This is a genomic window from Fontimonas sp. FW305-C-3, from assembly GCF_058783185.1.
The window spans coordinates 13314-35576 of the sequence record NZ_JBYSYK010000002.1 but is presented as its reverse complement, the minus strand read 5'-3'; the positions used below and the strand labels follow the sequence as shown (position 1 = coordinate 35576).

Below are 22263 nucleotides of genomic sequence, written 5' to 3'. Positions count from 1 at the left end.
ACTTTCCGCGCGCGAGCAACAGCGCATCGTCTTGAAAATGGTTTTCTGAATATCAGAAAACCATTTTTTGGCTAGAGACTGCTCACTTTTGGACTTGCTCGATCGAGCATGTAAGCATCCATCCTGGATGTCTAGAAGGATAAGAGTTGATTCAGCACCCCAAACAAACTGTCCATTCGCATGCCGGCTGCGCTGCGCCGGCTTACGCTACTCCATGTTCCCTCTAACCGGTCGACCAGATACGCCGCGCCCAGATTCGAGTGAACCTGCGGAGCTGCGTGTACGCATTGCGAGTGATCTGCATCTGGAGTTCAATACTAAACGATGGAACTCCTTCTCAGAAGACCTGGGCGAAGATCTGGTCATTCTAGCCGGAGATATTCACCAAGGAGTGAACGGCGTTCTCTGGGCGCGTCGCACTTTCACGAGGACACCAGTTGTTTACGTGCTCGGCAACCACGAGTACGGCAGCAACGATTTCTATCGCTTGGCCGATGAATGCCGCATGGTGTCGGCAGGCAGCAACGTGCACGTTCTTGAGAATCAGTCCTTCGACTTTGAGGGATTCAGAGTTCTTGGTGCGACGTTGTGGACGGACTTCGCCGTATTCGGCGAAGGCACGCGGCATGGGTATGAGGCCTATGCCGAGAAGTACATGCCGGATTATTTCGACATCCACGCGGCGGGCCGTCGACTGCTGGCGACACAAACGGTTGAGCGCTTCAGGCACTCGGCCGCGTGGCTGGAGCAGGAGATTGCGCGCTCAGATCGACCGACGATCGTTGTCACGCATCACGCGCCTACGCTGAAAACTCAGCACCCCGATTTCATCGGTGAACCCAGCGTTGCGGCCTATCACTCGAATCTGGACCACCTGATCCGAGATCCGGTGCGGCTCTGGATCCATGGCCATACGCACCACAATGCCGATGAAATAGTGAACGGCGTGCGTGTTCTGACACATCAAGGTGGCTTTGGAGAGTTCGCGCCTGGGTTCGATCCAAACAGGATCTTTGCGGTTGGACGTGATTGATTGCCTTCCGTGTCCTGTCCGCTGCGCTCATCACCCTGAATCGAGAGACATGATCTACCGAGAGCCGTTCCTGAAGCTGGATCCGCTAGAGCCGATTTTCTATGAGAAAGGTGGTCGAGATCTCTTCGTAGGAGATATTCATGGGCAGTGGGAAATGTTCCAACGGCTACTCGAGCTCTGTGGATACGAGCCCGGTCTTGATCGAATCATCTGCACGGGCGACCTAATCGACAAGGGACCTGATGGTGCGCGGCTGGTCCGATGGTTCTCTACACACCCAGACCATGTATGCGTAATGGGGAACCACGAGGCAATGCTGGTTGATGCCGAGGGCGATTCGGTGGCCTGGAGCCTATGGCAGCGGCAGGACAACCGATGGGCAGACCTCATTTCAAAGGAAGAGCTCAACGTGTTAAGGCGATTGGTGCAGTTCTTCCCAATGGCTGTCGAAGTGCCCTTAACCGACGGACGTCGCGTGGGCGTCGTTCACGCCGAGGTCCCGCCGGGGATGAGCTGGGGCACGCTCGCTACGATCAACTTGCTGGACCCTGCGCGCAGCCAGGAGTACGGAACTACGGCATCTGCCCTTCTATGGGGGCGACGACGGGCGATGGCTGACTTCGCATTGCGTATGGAAGCCACTCAAGAAGATCTCGGCCAGGAGGAGTGGGATTTGGTACAGAGTCGCGTGGCGCCGATCGAAGGCATAGACCTCGTTGTTGCCGGACATTCACCGACTGACGACTTCGAGCCGAGCTTCCGTGGCAATCAACTGTGGATCGACACCGGTGCGTTTCTACCTAGTGGCCGCCTCACAATGGTTGATCTCATTGAGAATGTGTACTGGCAGATTGGGAGAAAGACGAAGCACGGCAAACGCCACCTGCGCTCCGCGTGAAGCGGGGACCGTCTCTCGGGCAATTGCCGTTGCAGTCAGGCAGTGGATTAGTTCTGCGTATCTTGGCAAGCGGACGAAGTACACGAAGCGACCATTACCGCCCTTTGATTCTGCTCCCAGCATGGCAACCCGCTGAGATGTCTTTCAAGCATGAGAATCGGCGCTTGACTCGCAGAACTTGTCTCGTACATCCAGAGCAGCAGCACCAAAACGCCTACATGCGTCCACGGTGAGTGCGCGAAACTTCGCTAGATGTCCGGAGCGGCGCTACCGATTACATGCCAACGGTTGTGGCATCGGCATCTACCAAGCTCTGCTGCGGATAAAGCTATCGCTGCCTTAGATTTAGTATCTACTACCTGAAAGACCGCTTGTAAGCGCCTCACGAACGGCGCCCCTCCGCGACGGAGGCTACCCACAACCTCCCCAGTAAGAATTTCCCTACATTTCGAGGGCCCTCGCTTTTGCGTTACTCTCCAATAGACGGCTGCTTTTCGCGGCGGTTTCGGTGGGGACCGAATGGGAACAAAAGTGGGTCAATACAATCGGCTATCAAAGGGCGACCTGGTCGGCATTCTCGAGATCATTGATGCGTCTTTGTCGGCAGGTACTGAGTCAGACCTCAGAAACTTAATGAGCATGACCGCCCAGCTCATACCGGTCGAGCGATCTCATGCCAGCGTTGCCGATTTAGACGATGAGAACTCCATCGTCAGCACGCGTCACCAGATCAACATTAACTACCCCAAGGACTGGGTAGCCGCTTATCGCCAGGAAAAGCTGATCACAATCGATCCTGTTGCTCAGCGCCTTTTCAGATCGGACAAGCCTCTGATTTGGTCACAGGTCCGCGCAGCCGCGAAGGACTCTGTCTCTCAGAAGTTCTACGGCGTTGCGGGCGAGTTTGGACTGCGCGACGGGTTCTCGTTTGGCGCGCGCTTCCAGCAGACCACATCCGCGAGCTTCTTTACCTGCGCAGGCAAAGACCTGACCCGGGATAGTCGCCATATCGCGGTGATCGAGTCGATTGTGCCGCACTTGCATGAGTCATTATGCAAGGTTCATCTGGGCCTTCTCAAAGAGACGCCAGTTCTGACGCCGCGTGAGATTGAAGTTCTCAACTGGGCAAAGTTCGGAAAAACTAACGGCGATATTGCCGCGCAGATGGGCATTGGCGTTCGCGTGGTGAAGTTCCATATTGAAAATGCCATCCACAAGTTAAATGCCGCCAATCGGTCGCAGGCGATCGCTGTAGCTCTTTCGCAGCGCCTGATTGGCTGGGGGTAGGGCAGTCGCCCAATAGGCGTGGCCCCCAACTTTCGCACCTGTCCAAATGGACAGGCGCCCGCGTAAGCTACCGTGGGCAACATCTCCAATGAACCTCGTCACCCGATCGAGGTACTGTGGAGGGTTGCCAGGTGGATCGCTTTGAACAGCTTGTAGCCGAAACGAAGGATGACTACGTCCAGCACATCCTGGGTAACCCGCTACTCCGTCAGCTTGCGTCCGGCCCGATCAGCAGGGATCAGTACGCATCCTATCTGGCGCAGACATTCCATCTGGTACGGCATACGTCGCGAACACTCGCGCTGGCTGCCGGCCGGCTCGGCGACGAGAGCCGCGGGTTGCGAGCTTGGTTCATTCGCCAGGCCGACGAGGAGCACGGACATGAGCAATTCTGCGTAAAGGACCTCCGCCACCTTGGCTTCGACCCCGATCAGAAGATCGCGGAGGGCCCTGGACCAGGTGCCTGGGGGCTATTTACCCAGAACTATTACATGGCTTCTTACGGCAACCCTGTGGGGATGCTGGGCGTGGCAACCGCCACGGAGGGGATGGGCGCGTCGCTGGCAGGGAATCTCGCGCAGATTCTGGTCGCGAAACACGGAATCCCAGAGAACGCCGTGACGTTCTTGAAAAGCCATGCAGGGTTTGACCAGGCACACCTTGAGGAAGCGAAGCGCGCCGTCATTCAGTACGCCACTTCGGACTCAGCGTTCTCGGACGTGGTATTCGCAAGGCGAATGACCTTCCGTTGCTACGGGCAGTTGTTCTCTGATGTAGCCGCGAAGCACTCTGAGGGCCAGAAGCAGAGCGTCGCAGCGTGAGAATGACATGAATGCTGCAGTAGAGCGCCTAAGGCACGCGGCCTCGAAACGTCTCTCTCTAAATAGCTTACGACCGGAGGCCTACGAGCTCCAGGAGATAGAGCGCCCTAGTGACCAGCGGGCTTACGAGTCGCTACTCGAAGAGACATATGAGCCTCTAGGGTTTATGCGCTCAGAGTTCAAACCTGATAGTCGGTCGCTCTGCTACATCGTCCGCTACGAAGGAAAAGTCGTGGCCATCTTCCGGCTGACGCCGATGGTCGACGAAGAGAATCCGATCTGCGCCTGGATCCCTGCTGTTGACGGCTATAGCGGAATGCCCCGCTTACTGGAGGTCAATAACGTCGTGATCGCTGCTGAGTTCCGGTCGGGGATTCTGCTGGGCTTCCTTCTCTACCATTGCGCGCGCATATCCCACGCCAACGGTTTTCATCGCGTCATCGGAATCACGCGCCACCAGGTGCTCAGGCACTTCGTGGAGTTCGGTGTAGTTCCCGTGGATCATCCGCCAATGCGGTTGCTTGGACGAGACCATCTCATGGACTTCGTCATCTACTACGACACGCATACGCCAGAATCCGTTATTTACATGCATGAGCGCGCGAAGCGGTACTTCCATCAGGCGTATGTGATGCGCAGCATCCAGGAGAAGTATGTGCGTCCCACCGAAGACGACCAGGTTGTTCAAGTAAGGGCCGGCTCACCGGCGGCCGCAGGCCGTGCACAGGCAGCACGCCAATGATCTCCTTGATATACCCATTATTGGTGGCTTTCATTGCTGTTCCGATGTCTTCAGAGCATTGGGCATGGGCGTGGATTCTGCTCCCCTTCAACGTGCTGGTAGTCCCGGCGATCGACCACACAATCAGGCTGATAAGCCCAGGGTGTGAGATTCCTGCGCTCCTGAAGCGATGGAACTACATCGGTATTGCCTTCTGGATTTATGCAGTGGCTCAGACGGCTGCCGCCACCGTGGCGATCAAGGCAATTGCCGCATCACCTTTCGACGTATTGGTCTTCATGGGCTTGGCGTCCTCGGTCGGGATCATGACAGGCACGGCCGGAATTACAGCCGCACATGAACTCATCCACCGCCGGCGCGCATCAGATAGGGCCCTTGGGGTCTGGCTGTTGTCGATGACAACATATGCCCATTTCAGAATAGAACATGTGCTTGGACACCATCGTTGGTTTGGAACAGACCGTGATAGGTCCAGCGCTGCGTTCGGCGAGAGCTTCCCGAAGTTCTTCGGCAGGGCACTCATCGGTGGGGTCAAAAGCGCCTGGAGCCTCGAGTGTGAGCGTCTGCAAAATCAGAACAGCGCACCCTGGTCGCAGTCCAACCGCATGCTGCACTACTCGCTGCTCCAAATTGGCATCTACTTGGCAGTCGCGATCGCCGCCGGGTGGCTCGGGATTGTGTTTTTTCTCCTTCAAAGCTTGGTCGCCGTTCACCTTCTAGAGGCGGTCAATTATGTGCAGCACTACGGACTGAGGAGAGCGGTTGGCCGGAACGGGCGTATCGCTCGGCCAATGGCGTCCGACTCGTGGGATTCAAACGATCCGATTTCGACGTTGCTGGTCTTTAACTTAAGCACACACTCGGCCCATCACGTCCGCCCTGGTGTCACATGCGCAGACCTGAGCCCAGAGGCTTGTGCGCCGCGTTTGCCTGCGAGCTTCTTTCTGATGGTTTTCATCGCGCTGATCCCCCCACTGTGGCACTCAATTATGGATGGCCGCGTACGACAACTCAGCCAGGGCAAAAGCGAGGACGGCGAGAAATTGGTGTCTCATGAACTGTTCACCTCCAATGAGTGACTCACATAGCGTTTCAATTGATCGACGGCCTGCAGGCCTTCAGGTCCCCTTGCTCGCTCGAGCGATATTTCTGGTTTGCGGCACGGTATTACCACTGTGGACGGCGAGATGGGTTCAGCGAAAGATGTTGACGCCCAGCAGGAGACCTCGGAAATCGGAGTCCACTGAATGGCCAACTCCGGCTTTGCGTAGCTTCGATTCGAAAGGCCGCTCGATTCAGGGGTACGAATGGGTAGCCCCCGGTACGCTTGTACTTCTAATTCACGGTTGGGAAGGGCGCGCGTCCGATCTCGCCGCGTTTGTTGAACCGTTGCGACTGAACGGATTTCACATCATTGCTTTCGATGCACCCGCGCATGGAGAGTCGGGGGGCAGTCAGACCGACGTCCTGGATATGGCTGCGACCATCGATGCCGTGTGCCGTGAAGTAGGGGAGCCGGGCATATTTGTCGCCCACTCAATTGGGTGCGCAGCGGTTGCCGAGTGGCTTAGTCGAAGGGCAGGTCTGACCGCCCGCATGGTCGCGATTGCCCCGGGGGGCGATCTATGCGGAGAAATTGATCTGGTCGGGAACTCCCTGTCGCTACCGCGTCGATGCACGAATGAAATAAAGAGCTTAATGGAGTCTCACTATGCGAAGCCGCTGGCAAGTTGTTCGACAGCGAGGGCGCTAAGCGGGTCGAGAGCGTCGGTGCATGTCGTACACGACCGAGATGATCAGGTCGTGGCGTTCCAGAATGGAGAGCAGGTAGCCTGCTCCGTCGAGGGCGCTACGATCTATGCGACTCGCGGGCTGGGGCACCGAAAAATCCTGAAAGACCGAGCGGTTGTCGAAGACGTGGTCCGGTTCTGCATCGCTACTGCGCCGACCGGTGGGCGTCTAACTACATCTTGAAGGACATCAAAGGACTTCATTCAGGAGGCGTTTAGGAGAAAGGGACCGTCCAGTCGTTTCGTGCGTATTCCGGTCGGGGGGACTATCCGGTCTTATCAGATTTGATCAGTTCAGCGATAAAGGTGGTCACCGTGACCGTGCGGATGGGACGGCGGCCGCAAGGTGCCTGAAGTGGAAGCTCGCGAATGCTGCTTTGGAGCGGCTCAGTGCCTCGACGAAGCGGGTGAAATGGTTCGCAGAGTGGGGCAACATGAGTCGGGCTGTGCATTTCGTGCTTATGTCGACTCGCGGGAGCGCGTTTCAACATAGTCAATGAGTTACTTGATCTCACCGCCATGCAGTGTTGATTGCGTATCTCGCTCTGCGATTCGGTAATGAGCTGTTAGCTGTACAACCACAAGGGGGATTTATGCAGGTCTACGTAATGCTTACGGTCGATCTTAATCGCGGGGTGAGTGAAGAGGCTCGCGATAAATTCAACGAGTCGCTGAAAGAGCAGCAGTGGACAAAGCTCAAGCTCACAACTACCTGGCAGGCAAGGTTCGAAGAGGGAGCGACACCCGAAGAAGCGATCAGCACAGCGAAAGCTGATGTGAAGCGAGCCGCAACTTATGCAGGCATTTCCAACTACGAAGGGGCAGCGGAGGCAGGCTACAGTGCGCCTGCTGTCTGGAACCAGAGCAGCTAGCCAGAACTTCAATCCGACGGCCCGCCTCAGACGGGTCCGCGGCTCAATCTGAGCGATTGAACGGCCGCTTTCGAGCCGCAAGTCCCCATACACCTACTTCCGCTTCAGGCTAAGAGCAGTCCGTTTTGGCAGCTATGTAACGCGGCACGAAAAAGCCCGACGACTCGGGGGGAAGTCGCCGGGCTACGCTCACCGGCTTGGGAGTGCCGGGACCCGCCTGGGGGAGAAGGCGGGCGGCGGGACCGGGGATGTCGCCGCTCTGAAAGATTAGATGGGGACGCCGCGGATTAGTTCAATGCCCCCAGGATGAAAGCTGAACGCCAGCGATACCGACAGGGCGTCGAGTACGACGTCACCGATCAGCGCGTCATCGTCGCTAAGGATCAGGGATGAGTAACGTTACACCGAACTCACGAATGCGGTACCAGCGGGCTATTTTCACGGATCACGTCGCCCGGATCGCGGGCAACGTGGTGAGTCGCCCATGGGTTGTCGACAAGATTGAGATAGCGAAGAGCGGCGGCCTTCGAGCGTTGACGCGCAGCTATTGCCCAGGCCGCACCGCTCGCATCCGAGCAGTCCACCCGCGTGCCTGAATTACGTTGACGTTAGAGACGTAAGGTGCAGAATTGAGACAAAGCGGCAAGATTACGGGGACGTTGAAGACAGAATCCCCGGCACGCCGCGCGTTACGGTGAGGATTGGGACATGACTCTGGTGGTTTCGAGAGGGCTCGATGCTTCAGCGCGGCGCCAGATTACGCGGATCGCTGCGAGCGGCGCGCTGCGCCAGATCTATTCAGGCGTGTACACAGACGACATTACCTCCTCTAGCGAGGCCGTCGTCCGCCGGGAGCTTTACTCCCTATGCGCGCTGCTCGCGCCGGGTGCGGTGCTCAGCCATCGGTCAGCGCTCGAATCCGGGCCGCGCAAGGTTCACTACCTGACCGGCCCCTACCGCCGGATCATCAAACTCGACGGCGCTGAGCTGAAGGTCGACGAGGGACCGGGACCGCTCCCGTCGGATCTAGCGATCCCGACGCCACACGGCACCGCCTATAAGTCCAACGAGGCGCGTGCCTTTCTGGAGAATTACCAGCGATCGCGCGCCGTCGGTGGCGAGCGGCGGACGCTGCCGCCCGCTGAAATCGAGGACCTGCTCGAGCGGCGCCTAGCATCGGTCGGCGAGACAGCAATCAATCAGTTGCGTGATCAGGCCCGTTCGTGCGCGGGCCCGCTCGGTCTGCGCGACCAGTTCGCCATGCTCGACAGCTCGATCGGTGCACTGCTCGGCACGAGCGATCTCAAACTCCCCGGTGCGCGCGCCATCGCGTTTGCCGCGCGTCGACCGATCGACGACACACGCCTCCACCTGTTTGATCGGCTTAGGCAGCAGCTGGTCGCGACGCCGGCGCATGTCGAGCTCGCCGAGCCGAACACGAATCGCTCACTGGCCGCTTTCGTCGAAAGCTATTTTTCGAACGTCATCGAAGGCACCGAGTTCGAGCTGGAAGAGGCAAGAGAGATCGTGCTCGAGGGAAAGCTAGTCCAATACCGCGACGATGATTCACGCGACATCATCGGTACTAACCAGGCCATCCTGGAGTCATACCTCGCTCCCGGCCTCCCCACCACCTATGCCGCCTTCGAGGATCAGCTGAAGCGCTGGAACAGGCAGATTCTTCACACGCGCGCTGCGAGGCGGCCGGGCGAGTTCAAGGTCGCGGCGAACCGCTCTGGAGCCATGCGGTTCGTCGATCCGGATCGCGTAGTCGGCACACTGATGAAGGGGTACGAGGAGATTATGGCTGTACCGCCGGGCGCCGCGCGCCCGGCGATGGCGCTCTTTGTCGTGATGGAAATCCCCCCGTTCGCTGACGGCAACGAGCGCACGGCGCGTCTGGCGATGAACATGGCACTGACCGAACTCGGCTTGACGCGGATCATCATCCCTACGGTGTTCCGCGACGACTACCTGTCGGCGCTGCGCGCGCTGAGTCTGGGTAACGACGCCGTGCCGTATACGCGCATGCTCAGTCGCGCCGCTGCATTTTCCCGCTGGCTTCACTTGCATGCCGAGGAATCGTGCTTCACGGATCTGCGGGCATCCAATGCGCTTTCCAAGGACGGGGTCCTGCGCTTCCAGCCTAGCTAGTCAGCGGCCGCGGGCCGCCGGGTCGCCGAAAGTGCCCGCCAGCATTTTCGAGGCGGCGTAGGTTGGGTGGTTGTTCGCGAAGTAGTAGCTGAGCCCCCGATGTGATGCGAAGCTTCTCTCGCAAGCAAAGAGGATAACCCTTCTTTACATTGACGAACGTCGCCTTTGGAGCAACACATCTGCGAAGGCATGCGGCTGCTTTGGGCTGATCGGCGCCGATCGTGAGCGCCGCAGAAGTGCCATAAGCGGTCGGCGGCGAGCGCCAGCTCCAGGACATCTCAACGCCCGCACGCAGTCAACGGCCTGCCGGACCGCATGGAGGCAATCCTGTTAGCTGCGAAGGCTATGCAAGAAAAGGCCCGCCGGGCCATCCCGTTTCGTTCAAGCTGGGAATGTGCATGCCTGTCTGAATGGACAGGATGTCAAAAAAGCGCGTGATATCCCGTTGCGGATGACGCCGAAGTGCTGTCGAAGCGCTGTAGAAATCCCTACGCAAGACTGTGGTAAAACTCTGATCGTGGGATTGCCACCCAATCTAACGCTGGGAAACATACTTCGGAGACTTCGATATGACACTGTGCAAACTTGGCAGAGTAATACTGTTGCTCTTTGTGAGTTCGAATGCTTTTGCTATCGAATACGAAGTTCCCTGGCCTACTGACTCCTCTAATCAAGCTGCATGGTGGTTTCCGATAGTTTCTCGCTCAGAGCAATTGCCTGCGACCGACGGCTTGTACTTCGCCTTTAACTCCCCGGGCACTGCAGGTAGCGCCACTTGCGATACAGCTTCTACGCATAAAGTCACGGTGGCGAAAATGATTGGCGGCCTTTCCGGAACGCCGGTCAAAGCTAATATCAAGAACGCAGATGGAACAGAATGGTTAATTCACGACGACTGCGGGCACTACGCGCCGACGATGGCCATCGATGGCAGCGGTCGCATACATCTATGGTCCGACATGCGATCAGTCGAGTGGCGCTATTTTCGCTCACCGAATTCACCTGCATTCGACATCACAAATGTCCGAAGAAAAGCGGACTTTGACAGCCTGTTGGTCCCGCCCTCCGGCGTCCCGCTTAGAACAACGTACCCGATTGCAAAGACTGCGCCTAATGGCGACATCTACTTAATGGTGAATTGGCAAAAGACAGCGAATGCCCGAGCACTTGCTCTTCTAAGATGGAACAACTCAACCAGTGCCTGGAGTGTGATTAATCCAGATGTGGCGAGTGTCGATGGCAGGGGGATTTATCCCGACGACATGCAGATCGACGCGCTTGGCCCTCTAGGGCAGCCTAGAGTTCACATGATTTTCGCTTGGTCGATGGGCGGGTCCGACCAGATTCGTCATTACGGAAGCTATATTCGCTATGACGTAGCGACCAATACATTCGCCACAGTAAATACGTCGCCCGTAACTACGCCGGTAAGCTACGCGACTACTCCTGGACTGCTCTATCAGGGGTTGCAGGCAGGCGAGCCATTCGTGAACTGTCAAGATATTCCGACCGATCCAGTCAAGAACTGCAACGTCATCGCAGGAATTCAAGTTGCGAAGCTTGCTCTAACGCCGGCTGGCGGTGTGCCGAGCATCGCGTATCGTATGCGTGTGCCCGGGCAGCCCGAGTTCGGTGTCTGGAGGACATTCAGAAGCTCATCTGCGTGGGTAACGCCGGTTAAGGTTTCCGGATTGAATCTCGCAGGGCAAGCCCAGAGCACCATTCCGACCCTCGGACATACTCATGACGGAACGAATGTAAGGGTCTACTACGCAACAAACGAAGCAGGGAATACGCCCTACCAAGGCCTCTTTGTTGTCGAGAACACAAATTCCTGGAATCCGGTGCAACTGCTGATCGGGAAGCCTGTCACCCGCATCGCCGTCGTTCCGCGAGGTCCAAACTACTTGACCGATTACGTCTATGCGCAAAACCCAACCGGCTACGACGCGCACAGGGGCCGCCTCTACTTGGTGGAAGACTGAGACGCCCCACTTGTTTCGTCGCGCACAACACCCGCCCCTCTAGAAGGAGAAGAAAGTGTTTCGAACTGGATTCAAACTTTGCGTAGCTTTGTTTCTCGCCTGCACATGGTCGGCGTCTAGCGCCGCCGATGTCGTTTACACCGTATCGAGTTCATCCGGGCCTGAGGAGACAGACTCTTCCAATGTGGCCGGTTGGTTCTCTCCGGTGCTCTATCGTCAAGCGGGCGGAATCGATAATGTTTACTTCGTGTTTAATGCGCCAGGTCCGACAGGCGATACTCACAAAGTTAGAGTGGCGCGACGCATCGGTGTCGCCACTCCTTCTTTGGGGTTCCTTAAAAATAGTGATCTGACAGACTGGGTTCGAGAGGACGATCCCGGACACAATCAGCCGTCAATCGCGATCGACGGCGATGGCTATCTGCATGTGTTCGCCAGTCATCACAATGATGAGGACGGCTGGCATTACTTCAAGTCGACCAGTCCACGTGACGTGGCGAATGTGGTTCGCAATAGCGGATTGGACAATCTACTTCCAACGATTGACGAATGCTATCCGGGCGTCCCTGGAACCCCACAGTGTCCGCGGCTGACGTATCCAATTGCGAGGACCGCGCCGAATGGCGACATCTACTTGGTCGTTAGATACATCCATTACTCAACCTATGACCGGCGAGCCGCCCTGTTGCGATACAACCGAACTTCCGCCTCCTGGTCATTGGTGCGTGTCTTTGCAGGGCAGAAGAACTCGGCTGTCTATCCAGACGATCTCCTGATTGATAGCGCAGGGAAAGTTCATATCGCATTCTCATGGGCCGCCGGTGCAGCCAGCGGTATTCGGCACTTCGGTAGCTATCTGCACTACGATCCGACTTCAAACACGTTCTCCACCGCACTGGGGACCGGATCCACCACCATTCCTCAGAGGGTTGGGTATCAGATGCTGGCGCCGGGGCACCCCGACTATGACGCGGCGATCACGTTGCCCTCCAATCTGCATTATCAAGGTCTGCAATCTGGAGAAACGTTCACGCCGTGCACGGCTCCGTGCACAGGAGTTCCAGGCATCCAGTCGGCTAAGCTCGCCGTGGATAGTCTATACAAACCCAGCATCGTGTATCAGATGCGCGGCTCTGGATACTTTTCGGCGTATCGCACTCGTTGGAATGGGGCTTCGTGGGTGGCTCCGGTACAAGTATCCACTACCGGCCACGATACCCTCGCGGCACTAGGGCAGACACACAATGGGACGACTGTGCGTGCATATTTCGCCGCGTACACTGATCCCGCGAGCACCATTGATAAGAAACCGCGGTTGTTCGTTTCAGAGAGCCCCAGTTGGACGCCCACCCTGATTATGAGTCCTGAGAAGATCAAGGCGATCTCTGTAGTGCCGAAGAGCGCGAACGTGGACATAATCTACGCTCACAATCCGACCTATGTGAATGCCGAAAAAGGCCGCCTCTTTTTGATCGAACACTCTACGCCGTAGTTAGGTCAGTCTTGCGAGTATTGGCGGCGGCGTCAGCCGCCGCCTTCTCCCATGCGGCGATATTTAATGTAGCAGCGCGCACTTAGCATTTCCGATCTTCGTCTGTCTACGGTCGACACCTAGTGCGTCGGCAATACTAGTAGGACGATCGCGTCCAGTATGTTCTGGCACCGCCGTTCGATTTGCATGGGCTTCGAGGGCAGCGCCTAACCTGTCGCGCGCCCTCAATAGTTCTGCTTTGGCCTCGCGTGCGTGCTCACAAATTAGAGCACCGAGATCGCGGAGATAAAGCTCGTGAACATTGCGCGCACTCATTTTCTCTCCTGAATAAAGCTCTAGCACCAGCTAGATCGCAGAAGTGCGGCATAGGAATTTGACTCGCCGAAGCTACCTGGACTTTCGTCCACCCACTCAAATCGGCACGCAATCAGCGCTTGCCTTATATCTGGGTTATACCCGCTGCGGGCAAGATGTAGTCAACAGGGTTTGTTAGTGATTGCGCCCGTCGAATGGCTGCTTGCGGCAGGTTTTCGGATGGACGCTTCCCCCTATATGGGCTGATGGGCGAAACACTTTGTTCGCGGCTTTCCCGGCATATCGAGGCCTTGGAGATAGGAATTGGTGAGGAAGACAGGGCTTGGGCGCAGCAACATCTCTTTCAACCTAGTTGCGGTTGACTCAAGTTGCCGACCTAGCATGTCCGGTTGTTTCTGCGCGGGTTGAGCACGTCGAGGAAGGTGATTTAGGCGGTACCGCACGGCGTTCACCAGGTTGAGTGATCGAACGTTGCAACCAGTCGATCACCTGGCATGCCAACACTCAACAAATGAGATCGAAGCGCTCGTAGCGGAGCTTCCGATGCAGCTGTTAAGACGAACTTGGCGTGAGAGTTGTAGTACATCGCTGGAACGCCCAATTGCTGAAAATCCGAGAGCTTTGCAATCAAACAGTCCGGATACTTGGCACGGTACGAGAAGGACTGATCGAACGCAGCAACGATCTCGTGAGACTTCGTTTTATTCACGAGCTCCATTGGTGAAATGTGACTCCCGCCGGGCTTTTTTCCGACACCCGTATTGGGGTCTACGAATAACGCGCTGCGGCCGGGAGGCACACCTTGTTCTAGAGGGGCTGCGCCGACAAGCTTGTAGAAACTCTGCTCTTCTCCAGCCCAATCTTCTGTGAGCATCGGTTCAATGACCACTGCATAGCCGAGTTTCGATAACTCGAAACAGAAGAACCGCTTAACGAGATCGTATGAATCCCCAAAGTACTTACGGTTCATAGGGGTTTGGGCATCTGCCGTCGATTGAGACCATTGAACTAGGGGACCTCGGCACCCGCCTAGAGGGTCCCTTCCCGACACTGCTTATACTTTTTTTCCGGGCTTCGTAACCATTCCCAGGGTTCAGCCCTGAACCGGCTTAGCTTGCTGAGAACGTTACCGGCAGCGCGATCGATTTGCCGCGTCAATCTCACAGCAGCTTCAACTGCGCGCTTTCTTCGCCATTGCCCTGGAGGCCTTTCGCACTCAATGGCCAACGCTCGGCGACTTCATAGGTTGAACCTTCTGAAGTTACGTGGCTTCTCATCAGGCTGAAATCCAGCGCCTTTCGAGGGATTGGCAAGATCTTTGTTTGAACGAGCTTCTCTGCGGTCTTCAAGACCGTAACGTGCGGGGTGAACCGACCTCGGCTGAGCTGGAGGCCTAGCCCGGAGATGCGCCGATGTAAGTCGGCTCGAAATCGAACCAGGGATGGAGGCGCTTCTCGTGGCCCTACCCACCACAGCTTCGTCTCAGGAAAGGAGTTCGCCATCTCCAGAAGCATCGACGTGCTCCCATAGTCGAGTAGCGCGGCGAGTTGGAATCCAATCCCTTCGACAAAAAATAACGGTCGCACCTCGCAGCTTATTTGGCGGCTACGGGCGCGATAGTCAAAAGCTTATTGCGACCCGCAGTTGAGTCGCGGAAATCGGCCGTCAAGTTCGTCGAAGCTATGCAATTAGTTATCCTTTAGGAGGATAGGGGTCGTGACCATAGGTCCACTCCGTCCGAAATTTACTATCCGTTCCCTGGACAAGTACTTGGGCGTCATGCCCCTTTTTCCCACTCTTGTGCGCACTGTCCACTGCGGCACGAATGGCGTCGGCTTGTGTCTTGTAAGGGCCGTAATGCTGGTCCTCAAAAGAGATTTTCCACTCGTTTTGATGCCTGACGACAAAGTATTGCGCGCGTGCCATTTATCTACCTCGCAATGGATTGAAGCCCGTATCCGCAGAAGTCGAAGTTTGGAATTAGCTAGCACCGTTGCCGGCGATGGCTATCCCCCCACTTCTGGCGCTCATTAACGGGTCCGGCGAAATGGTCGATCGCTGGGGCACTTTTTGATAGCTGTCCAATTGGACAGTCAGCCGTGCTTCAATCTCTATTGACTGACAGCCGGCTTGTCGGCCGACAATCTGGCGCATTCACTGGGCGAGAGCAATCGCAGCTGATGTGGTTGCTGGTTGCTGGTTGGCAGGTGTCTGAAGCGCTTCCGTGTTGCGGGGGCCAATTGTCGGCGCGACAAGCTCAATCAATCTCGACGTGGAGTTCGTTTTCTCTCCTTGTCAGCGTGCTCCGGCATTCGCCTATGCGAGAAACGACAGAGAATCCTCATCAGGAATGCATTACAGCCTTTGCAGGGGCGAGGCATCTGGGCGAGACACATCGAAGAAGGGAGGGGGAGCGCTCTTCTACGTGAGTGGACGAGTAATACGCTGAGTGTCGCCGACGTTGCTGTAATCTCGAGTAAGGCTTCGCGAAGCCGCTCCGAAAATTTTCATGCTGCTTTGCTAGCCTTTAACTCGACCCGACGAGCGTTGGGCGAAGCTTGAAAAATCAAGAATATTACTCGAGCGTAGGGGATGCTCAATCTCTTCGGAGGGGGCAGGGGGGAAAGGAAGTTGAAATAAGTCTCTGAGAAGGCCTTCGCTTATCCGAAGTTTATCGGCAAAGTTTCGCACGGTCATTCCAGCTTGTTCTCTCAAAATCTGCATAGAGCGTTGCAAGAGTTCTGGGTGCTCCTGCGGCACTTGAGCATCTTCGCGTTCCCGAATTGCTTCTCCAGATCGCTTTAATGTGACGAATCCGGTCCGAAACTGAACTTCATCAATTAAATCGAGCTGATGTGCGCGGTAAAGTGCCGCTGCCTTACTGACCTTCCACGTCAGCTTGAACTCGCTGAGCCCAGACCAGTCAATCCGGCCATGACGTGGCTTCGGAAAGAACTTCGCCATCATGGATCGGGGCAGTAGTAGAGCGCCAGCGAACCGATTCGCCTGCTGCTCACTCAGCCGATCGCCAGTCGTTCTTCCGGTGTGCAATACGAGATGCCCAATTTCATGCGCGACATCAAAACGCATTCGGCATGCGCTTTCTTTCGCCTCGTTGCGCACAATTATTGGACGCTTCAGCGGCACCGATAGGGCGTCCAATTGCGAAGAGACACCATCGAAGGTTGTAACAATTGCTCCTGCGCGCTCGGCCAACCTAGTCATATTGGCCATCGGGCCGCTACCAAGTTCCCATGCAGACCGACAGATGTCGGCTGCGCGCTCGATATCGCCCGCTGTAGAAACATCATGAACCTCGGGAAAGTTCACCTGGGGCAGAGTTAGCAGTTGATCTAAAATGTCGACCGCGCGCCGCATCATCTCTGCTCTGGCTATCGCAGCTTGTTTTATGGCCGACTTTGTCGATACAAGCTTTCTGAAATGGACGCCGTCTTCTGCAATCGGGGCCGTGTGAGTGGCATAGAAAAAGCCGACAGTGACGAGCAACGTGTCGGCCAAAAGCTCTGCTAATTCTCCGCCAGGAACGGCCTGACCACTTTCGATCTTGTGGACGAATTGACGCGTTTTACCAACGCGCTGTGCAATTTCATCCAGCGTAAGTCCATGGTACAAGCGCGCTAGCCGGACGTTTCCTCCGTCGAAATTTTCGGGCATGTCGTCATGTACTTAGTTCTGGTCGCCGGTTTTTTTGCCCAAGGACAGTTCTTCCTTTGGCTTAAGGCCCACGGCTGCGGGTGGCAGCTCAACCGCGGCTGGGAGCTCGCCGCCCACGCCATGAAGAACGCTAGCTTGGTCGCGATACTGCCACTCTGAGACTTTCTCGTAATCACTATTAAAACCAAGAAGATAGACTTTATCTACATCATCTTCCGTTACAGCCTTTTCGACCACGAAACGCCACATGTCCGGCTGGGTTTTTGTAGGGGCAAACAGCTGATCCATTCCCAAGCGCTTGAAAAATCCACGTTTTTTGGGCGTTTCTGAATCATCAGTGAAGAAGCGGCAGGGAATTGTGCCGATCCCGAACGTAATACCCAAACCTGCGTCCCTCATGGACATCCAGTCATATTTGCCTGACAAGGCGAGTTGAATAAGCTTGTTTCGCTGGCGCCCGAAGATCGCAGTCTCACGCGTGTAGTTATCGTCGAGCGAAGACTGCATGTCGCGCTCGGTCTCATACCGCACATTTAGTAGCGCGGCAGCGATGACACTGAGGCGATCATTGGAGAGTTCGGAGTGAAACGTATCCGGAAGAGGCAGTGCCATGGGCGACCTTGCAAATTTTGGGTTTTGTCAACCGAGAGATTCCTGCAAATTCGAGGTTTTGTCAACCGGCAATGCGCGTCGGAATCGCTTGAACGAAATCCAGGACGCCAGCCGCTACTCTGGCGAAACAGGGCGCGAGCTGCGTCGACAGGAGGATTTAACGGGCGGGTGGGCGGAGCGTGGCGCACACCTTGCCGAGGGGCGCGTCACTTGCGAATACCCCTGTCGGCCATCTCTAAAACGATTGAGACCCGCTGACGCAAAGCAATCCCCGACCGAGTTCGGTTTTGAAGGCCGCGACGACCAGCGGCGCCAACGTCAGGCGACATGGCGTCCGAAGCAAATTCAGGTCGCTACCGGTCTGGACACTTTCTGGGCGATCGAAATGATCGATGCCGAAGATTTGCACGCGTTCATTCGTCACTGGCAGTGTCCGCGGCTCGTCAACCCGCGCACGCGCCCTAGATCGTATCGCGACAGGTTCGGTCAACGTTTCGGGTTCCGAGCCTATTCAACAGGCAACCGAACGTCGTAGATCTGCAGAGGCACGTATCCGGATGCGACGTACGCAGTTCCTGCGGAAATGGTCAAGTCACCCGGGAAGGCCAAACCGGCCTTGTCCGTGAGAACAATTCCAGCGGGCTTTGGCTGCTCTGTACTCGAGACGTCGAAAGTCCGAATGTCCCCATTTGATGTCACTAAATAAGCAATTCCATTCCTGACCTCTAGCAGACGCTGAAAGTCCAGCAAAGAGAGTTGATTGACGATCCTGGGCTCTGTCGGGTCTGAGGCGTCAACCGTCAACAAATAGCCATTCCCTGCTAAGTAGACGGTCTGCCCCTCCGCTCTAATGGATTCCGCCGGCGCCAAAGAAGGTTCTCCGGAAAGGGGCAGCAATCCGACTGTCCTCGGGAACTGTCGATTGCTGATATCAACGAACTGGAGCGTGCCGCCAAAATCCAGCACCGCAATTGAACCACCCGAAACGGCCAAGCTCTTCGGCTGCTGCGTGGAGAGATCGAGCCTCATGCCCCCAAGGATTGCAGGAGCAGAGGGATTTGAAATATCTGCTACCAGCAGATTCGGCCGGGAGTTGCCCGGCGGTGTTAATGTCAGGATCACTAGCGTATCGCCATCCGGCATTACGAAATCCATGGGCGATGTCAATGGCGTGTCAATCACTCCCAAAGTTGCCTCAAGGTCGTCCTTGTTTTGTAGGCGGATACCCTTGTTCGACAGCTGGAGTACGACTGAGCTATTTGCGACATCGACTTTGCTGATTACTTCGTCGAATGCAACTGATTTCGTGAACCGCGGAGATTTAGGCCTTGAGATATCGAAGACCTGGAGGCCATTTTCTACTGACCCACTGCAGACCAAAGCCTGATCTCCGAGAAGTGCGACGCTCGTGGAAAGAGACGTAGCATCAATCGAGCCCAGTATCCTGGGGCTACCAGGGGTGCTGATGTCGATCACATTTAGCCCAACTCCGCTCGAAATGTAGGCCTTGGATGTCGAGAGCTGGAAGCGCCCCGCCGCGGGCATCTCCAAGATGCCGTTGATTGTCGGCGCGATCGGCACTGAGACGTCGATAGAAATTAGGCCCTCCGAAGTAGTGCCCCAAAGTGTAGAGCCGGATTTCTCCAGATCGTAAAGACCGAGTGTCTGAAGTGACGCTATACGTACTGGATCTTTGGAATCGGATACGTCAAATACCTCGAGGCCCTGTGTGGTCCCAACGAAGGCTGTCTGGCCGGAGATGGCGGCGGAAAGGCCGCTGGTTTTCAAAGCAGCTTTACCACGAAATCGCGGCGCCGCGGGGTCAGACACATCAAAGATCATTAACCCTGTGTTGCGGTCAGAAGCAGTCAGGTACGCGCGATTGCCGACAACTGAAACGGTGCTGGGCTGGCCATCAACAGGCGTACTGGAGAGCAACACAGGTCTGCGGGCATCGGCCGCGTCAACTACGAGCAACCCTCTGCCTGCTGATGTCATAAATACAGATGTTCCCCGCACGAAAATGCTGTTTACGAACGGTGCGCCGCCAGAGGCTTCGTTGAGCTCAATCATCGATAGTCGGGTGGGTTCAGCCGGCGACGTGACATCGAACAACTGCAGGCCGAACAGCCCTGCGGAATAGAGAGTGTCCGAGCTTAAGTTCAGAACTACCGGAGCACGTACCTCGCTTCGCGAAAGAATGGTTGGAGAATCAGAACTCGATATGTCGACAACAGAAATTCCGACGTCGTCCGCTACGTAAGCTACTGAACCATTGATTGAGACGTCTCTCGCCGTGCCTTTGAACTGATCACCTGTGTCGACACGGCCGAGGAGCCTATTTGAAGAAAATGAATCTGAGACAACAGTTACGGGGAAGAACGCTTGGGCAGAGATGCGGCCTTGCATGTCTTCAGCGCTGAACCAGAACGCGAGCGCACCCGGCGCTAGGTTGGGCGGAATAGTCACCTCCAGAATCTCTGTACGGACAAGAGAGCCTTTGCCAAAGAATCGCGACTTTTCAGTCCCGCTTAAGTCGACTTCGATGTAGGCACTGGCCCCCTCAAACGTCGCGAGTAGGCGCTTAAGTGAGGCATCCGATTGCAGTTGCAGCGGAATTCGAATGGTGCTTCCACGCGGGGCGAAGGCTCTAGTACTCAAGACCTCTATCGAAGGCCGGTCTGTTCCTGTCGAGGGCCCCGGCGGGGAGGTGGACTTAAGTACCCCCAAAGAACCGCCGCTTCTGACGACTAAGCTCTGAAGCACCTGACTCACATCTTCCGGGTTGATAACTCCAGGGTCCGGAGTTGGCTGCGGCCCTTCGCCTCCGCCACCTCCGCAGGCACAAAGTAGAAGAATGGTTCCCCAAACGCAGGTACGGAAAGACATTGCTTGCTACTCCACTCGCTGGCCTAGAGTCGCATAATAGTCCGTTATCGAATATTCCGTAACGGGTTCTTCCACTACGACCTGGGCTGGCTCCGTCGATCCTGACCAATTGGACAGGTCCCCAAAAAAGGGCGAGCTCTCGAAGTACCCGAGGCGCGGAAGCACGGTGGCGACCTTCGCTGCTCTGGGGGGCGTGAGTTCAGAGCCATGCAATCTCTGTGCGCCACGCTGCCTTGGTCGTCCTTCTTCCGGACGGTACCTGCAGAGTGCCTCCATTGGGCGCGCGCCGGCTTCAACACATACATGTACGTGGGCCGAGATCCGATTACTTACTCAGATCCATCCGTACTAGCGCCCGTATCCCGTAAAGCGATAGTAGGCTTCTGAGGCTCGACACTGGTCCTGGCTACAAAGGCGCGTCTGAATCTACGATGCGCGCAGGCTATTGTCGTTGCCCCAATTAGGGCTTGCGCTAGCATCCCGGCGACCGACGCGATGTGAGCTCAAGGCGGCGCGGGACATTGAGCTGACGGGTGGGGAGAGGCGGCGAAAATGTGGCTCAACTGCTAGGGCAAGGTTAGCCGAGGCTGGCAACCTATCAGTTCGCGCGGGCAGAGCGAGCTTACCCCGTAGCCTTCTTGCGCTTCACCGGTTTCGATGTCGCCAATTTCTCAACGAGGCGAGCTTGAACCTCACGTTTGCCCATTTTGCGAAGAGCCGCGATCGCCGGAAGCTGCGCCGCACGAGGTCTGGTGTGACCGTTCTCCCAGTTGAACACCGATTGAGAGCTGACCCCTAGGATCACGCCGGTGTCCTCCGCACTCAGGCCCAGGCGACTGCGAAGGGCTTTGAAGCCTTTGGCCACGAATCTAAGGCTGCTTTCGCCTTCGGCAGCTTTGGTAGGCGACTTTTTGACGCTCGCACTGCGACGCAGGGTGGCCACGTCCCGCTGCAAGTCCAGGATCTGCTGCCGAAGCTGGGCCAATTGACGACGTTGCGCTGTAGTGGCAGTCCGAAGTGGGCCAACGTGCTGGCGAATGACTTTCTTGGAGAGTCGCGTAATCTCGCTCTTCAGCAACGCAGCAATTTGGGGCATGGGATTCAAAGCCGGTGCGGGGACTCATAGTATGACCGCACTTCGTGCCGCCCACACCGGTGACCGGATTTCTTGGTCTGCTATGAGTAAAGGAGCCATGAGAACGACCATCCCTCAGAAGTGTCCGTTATGCGCGACAGAGGCCATGTATTACGGCGTCGACCACGGAAACCTGAAGTACTTCAATTGTCCTGACTGTACGTACTTTCAGATTTCAGAGCGCGCCGAACAGCTCCTAATGAGGGCGCCACAGCAGTGGAAGGACAATCTCGCGGCGAAAGCTAAACGCACGCCGGCAGATCACCTATTAGTAATTACTGCTCCCAAATCAACACCCACTCAAGATTCTGTGTCGTTGGGACCGATCGGTGAGTTCAAGCCGAAGTCCGAGCTTTCTCTGTAAGCGCAAAGATCGTGGTTTCAATCGAAGTGCACAGACTTGGGTCATCAAACATGCCTCGTAAAGTTTGTGTTGCGAGGTGAGGGCATGTGTGACATCCGATCTCGCAACGTAAGTGGGTCCCTAAGAGAAGCGCGGGGATATGCGCGTACCGACGATCGAGTAGGTCTACGGCCTCGACTTCGGCATCTGAGGCGATATG

Annotated in this window: 19 protein-coding genes; 12 read left to right on the top strand and 7 right to left on the bottom strand. The window is 56.3% G+C overall.

Features of this window, described 5'->3' with window-relative positions:
• Nucleotides 1–214: 214 nt before the first annotated feature.
• The 11 genes from AC3WUF_RS06385 (at nucleotide 215) to AC3WUF_RS06335 (ending at nucleotide 13074) form a co-directional block, all read left to right on the top strand.
• Complete coding sequence (locus AC3WUF_RS06385; RefSeq protein WP_492423647.1) at nucleotides 215–1033, top strand: metallophosphoesterase; 819 nt, start codon at nucleotides 215–217, stop codon at nucleotides 1031–1033.
• Nucleotides 1034–1082: 49 nt separating this feature from the next.
• The gene (locus AC3WUF_RS06380) at nucleotides 1083–1931 is read left to right on the top strand and encodes a metallophosphoesterase (RefSeq protein ID WP_492423645.1); all 849 of its coding nucleotides are present in this window, start codon (nucleotides 1083–1085) and stop codon (nucleotides 1929–1931) included.
• Nucleotides 1932–2450: 519 nt separating this feature from the next.
• A complete protein-coding gene (locus AC3WUF_RS06375) occupies nucleotides 2451–3218 on the top strand; it encodes a helix-turn-helix transcriptional regulator (protein WP_492423643.1) in 768 nt (255 codons plus the stop codon).
• Nucleotides 3219–3349: 131 nt separating this feature from the next.
• A complete protein-coding gene (locus AC3WUF_RS06370; protein ID WP_492423641.1) occupies nucleotides 3350–4039 on the top strand; it encodes an iron-containing redox enzyme family protein in 690 nt (229 codons plus the stop codon).
• A 166-nt stretch (nucleotides 4040–4205) separates the two neighbouring features.
• Entirely contained in the window at nucleotides 4206–4781 is a 576-nt protein-coding gene (locus AC3WUF_RS06365) for a hypothetical protein (RefSeq protein WP_492423639.1), read from the top strand.
• Nucleotides 4778–5860 carry an alkane 1-monooxygenase gene (locus tag AC3WUF_RS06360; RefSeq protein WP_492423637.1) on the top strand — a complete coding sequence of 361 codons (1083 nt, stop codon included), beginning with the start codon at nucleotides 4778–4780 and terminating at the stop codon, nucleotides 5858–5860. Before AC3WUF_RS06365 ends, AC3WUF_RS06360 begins: the two co-directional genes overlap by 4 nt.
• Complete coding sequence (locus AC3WUF_RS06355) at nucleotides 5775–6755, top strand: alpha/beta hydrolase (protein WP_492423635.1); 981 nt, start codon at nucleotides 5775–5777, stop codon at nucleotides 6753–6755. Before AC3WUF_RS06360 ends, AC3WUF_RS06355 begins: the two co-directional genes overlap by 86 nt.
• A gap of 409 nt (nucleotides 6756–7164) precedes the next feature.
• Nucleotides 7165–7443, top strand: coding sequence for a hypothetical protein (locus AC3WUF_RS06350; RefSeq protein WP_492423633.1), 279 nt, complete (start codon nucleotides 7165–7167; stop codon nucleotides 7441–7443).
• Nucleotides 7444–8151: 708 nt separating this feature from the next.
• The gene (locus AC3WUF_RS06345) at nucleotides 8152–9597 is read left to right on the top strand and encodes a Fic family protein (protein WP_492423631.1); all 1446 of its coding nucleotides are present in this window, start codon (nucleotides 8152–8154) and stop codon (nucleotides 9595–9597) included.
• Between the two features lie 569 nt (nucleotides 9598–10166).
• Nucleotides 10167–11582 carry a BNR-4 repeat-containing protein gene (locus AC3WUF_RS06340; RefSeq protein ID WP_492423629.1) on the top strand — a complete coding sequence of 472 codons (1416 nt, stop codon included), beginning with the start codon at nucleotides 10167–10169 and terminating at the stop codon, nucleotides 11580–11582.
• A gap of 55 nt (nucleotides 11583–11637) precedes the next feature.
• Entirely contained in the window at nucleotides 11638–13074 is a 1437-nt protein-coding gene (locus AC3WUF_RS06335; protein WP_492423627.1) for a BNR-4 repeat-containing protein, read from the top strand.
• Nucleotides 13075–13837: 763 nt separating this feature from the next.
• Here the strand turns inward: AC3WUF_RS06335 and AC3WUF_RS06330 are convergent.
• From AC3WUF_RS06330 to AC3WUF_RS06310, 5 genes are all read right to left on the bottom strand, one after another.
• Entirely contained in the window at nucleotides 13838–14359 is a 522-nt protein-coding gene (locus AC3WUF_RS06330; RefSeq protein ID WP_492423625.1) for a hypothetical protein, read from the bottom strand.
• A gap of 190 nt (nucleotides 14360–14549) precedes the next feature.
• Nucleotides 14550–14738 carry a hypothetical protein gene (locus tag AC3WUF_RS06325; protein WP_492423623.1) on the bottom strand — a complete coding sequence of 63 codons (189 nt, stop codon included), beginning with the start codon at nucleotides 14736–14738 and terminating at the stop codon, nucleotides 14550–14552.
• 343 nt (nucleotides 14739–15081) lie between these two features.
• Nucleotides 15082–15315, bottom strand: coding sequence for a DUF2188 domain-containing protein (locus AC3WUF_RS06320; RefSeq protein ID WP_492423621.1), 234 nt, complete (start codon nucleotides 15313–15315; stop codon nucleotides 15082–15084).
• A 594-nt stretch (nucleotides 15316–15909) separates the two neighbouring features.
• A complete protein-coding gene (locus AC3WUF_RS06315; protein ID WP_492423619.1) occupies nucleotides 15910–17064 on the bottom strand; it encodes a helix-turn-helix domain-containing protein in 1155 nt (384 codons plus the stop codon).
• Between the two features lie 12 nt (nucleotides 17065–17076).
• The gene (locus AC3WUF_RS06310) at nucleotides 17077–17676 is read right to left on the bottom strand and encodes a hypothetical protein (RefSeq protein WP_492423617.1); all 600 of its coding nucleotides are present in this window, start codon (nucleotides 17674–17676) and stop codon (nucleotides 17077–17079) included.
• A gap of 88 nt (nucleotides 17677–17764) precedes the next feature.
• Between AC3WUF_RS06310 and AC3WUF_RS06305 the strand changes: the two genes are divergently transcribed.
• The gene (locus AC3WUF_RS06305; protein WP_492423615.1) at nucleotides 17765–18211 is read left to right on the top strand and encodes a hypothetical protein; all 447 of its coding nucleotides are present in this window, start codon (nucleotides 17765–17767) and stop codon (nucleotides 18209–18211) included.
• Here the strand turns inward: AC3WUF_RS06305 and AC3WUF_RS06300 are convergent.
• Both AC3WUF_RS06300 and AC3WUF_RS06295 read right to left on the bottom strand, forming a co-directional pair.
• On the bottom strand, nucleotides 18184–20337 hold the full coding sequence (locus AC3WUF_RS06300) for an LVIVD repeat-containing protein (protein ID WP_492423613.1): 2154 nt from the start codon (nucleotides 20335–20337) through the stop codon (nucleotides 18184–18186). The two genes, AC3WUF_RS06305 and AC3WUF_RS06300, sit on opposite strands and share 28 nt — an antisense overlap.
• 850 nt (nucleotides 20338–21187) lie before the next feature.
• On the bottom strand, nucleotides 21188–21661 hold the full coding sequence (locus AC3WUF_RS06295; RefSeq protein WP_492423611.1) for a helix-turn-helix domain-containing protein: 474 nt from the start codon (nucleotides 21659–21661) through the stop codon (nucleotides 21188–21190).
• Between the last annotated feature and the right edge of the window lie 602 nt (nucleotides 21662–22263).